This is a genomic window from Prevotella sp. P4-51, assembly GCF_002251455.1.
GTDB lineage: Bacteria > Bacteroidota > Bacteroidia > Bacteroidales > Bacteroidaceae > Prevotella.
Window position 1 is genome coordinate 1 of sequence record NZ_NPJM01000064.1, and the last position, 1681, is coordinate 1681.

Below are 1681 nucleotides of genomic sequence, written 5' to 3' on the forward strand. Positions count from 1 at the left end.
ATTAGGGTGTCCAGTTAACGGTTCCAAATTCAGATTGCTTTTCTGAATATTTTGGTTCGTTCTGTAACCCAGTTTGTGGACATGTTCTTGGCAGCCCAAGTATCAATGTCCTTAAGTTTAACATTCACTAAGCGCTCTTTGAAATTAAATGTATCAGTAACAGATTTGTTCACGAGTTTTGGGTATAGTGGAATCAACAGAACAAATGGAGTAATACCATACAATTTGTTAGGCGATTTTTTCATTTTGAAGATTCCAAAATCGGACTCAATGATGTCAGATGAGATGTTGTCATTCTGCACGTCATCAACCAGCAAAGCCTCTTCTTTCTTGAAGTAGTCAAGCATCCTGATGCCTAGCATGGCTCTGCGGTTGTTGGCGTTGCCAATGACATTCCTGATGATAAAATGTTTGCATTCATTGCATGTAGCAATATTGAAGCCTTTGGTCTTGCAGATTTCCTCTACATGTCTTACGGCATCAACGGCTACAGCAAGTTCATCAAGCAGATCTTTGTTCTCTGGAACGAAGGAGTATGCCTCTTGCTTCTCCTTAGGTAGAATGCTATATGCATGGAGCATGTGCTGTCCCCAGTCAACCCATGACGACATGTTCATGAATCTGGCGATCGTCCTCATATTCGGAGGAAGCAGGAAAGCCTTGTCTGTAAGGTGATATTGCAGCCTTACCTCACCTAGAATTTTGGTAAATGCAACGAAATCAGCCTGTTTGCCATACGCCTTCTTCAAGATTGTGCCCATGGCATGGCTGATGTCAATGTGCTGAGCAATACCAGATTTGGCGACTCCATTCGTAAGGTTGTGCGCCTGATCATTGATGATATACTCGGGGTTGCGGCCTGCTTTCGTGGCCGCCTCCTCTATCTCCTGTTTGATGTCATCACCATTGAAGGCCTTGCTAACCTTCATGCCGATAACCGTCACATCCTCATGCTTCACAGGCTCACCTTTATGACGGGCAGGAATGCCAAGCAGAAGAAGCAGTTTTTCGCTGTTGATGAATATGCTTTCATCCACTACGACTGCATACTTACCTCCTCTGCATGGAGTACGGTCGTTCTCGTAAACGGACAGCCCCAGCTTCTTCATCCAGTTCTCGACTGTGTTGTAGCATGGAACCTTTCCGCACTTGCCTTCAAATACCTCGCCGAAGATCTCCAAAATCTTCACCACGGTGCGAAGACCACAGCTTGTGCGAGTGTATATCAGTAGGCAGAGCTTGATTACCAGAAGCGAATATCGATGTCCGGGAACAGCGTCGAAAGTAATTTCTTCTGCTCTTTGCTCAAGGTTGCCGTCGTGACGTCTTTTTTTTTGAGTTCAGCCTTGGTCTGTTTAAGATCATCCTTGGCTTTCTTGAGTTTACCTTTGGTTTGCTCATGTTGCTTACCAGACTTCTTGAGTTCTGACTTCAGGGACTTAATCTCTTCACGAAGACGTTTCAGCTCCTCTTCTGGAGTCTCTTTACGAGATGTTGATTCTGACTTTTTCATTGTTTTTAGATGATTGTAATTATCTACAAAGATACTAAAAATCAATGAGATACACAAATTTTCAAAGAACTAATTCTATTACTAAAACGTTAAATATCAGAGCTTTAAATTAACATTTCAAACAGGGCTAATCCAGTGCGTTTTTAGTACGACAAACTGGAGGTGCTT

General features: G+C 43.0%; 2 protein-coding genes. Both read right to left on the bottom strand.

Going from position 1 to position 1681, the window contains the following annotated elements:
• Positions 1 to 29: 29 nt before the first annotated feature.
• A complete protein-coding gene (locus CIK94_RS11300; RefSeq protein ID WP_094423082.1) occupies positions 30 to 1190 on the bottom strand; it encodes a hypothetical protein in 1161 nt (386 codons plus the stop codon).
• A 53-nt stretch (positions 1191 to 1243) separates the two neighbouring features.
• A complete protein-coding gene (locus CIK94_RS11305; protein ID WP_094423081.1) occupies positions 1244 to 1513 on the bottom strand; it encodes a hypothetical protein in 270 nt (89 codons plus the stop codon).
• Positions 1514 to 1681: the final 168 nt, after the last annotated feature.

Bases quoted from the DNA above. Each gene is read 5' to 3' on its own strand.
- CIK94_RS11305 (WP_094423081.1), bottom strand. From the start codon at position 1,513: ATGAAAAAGTCAGAATCAACATCTCGTAAAGAGACTCCAGAAGAGGAG.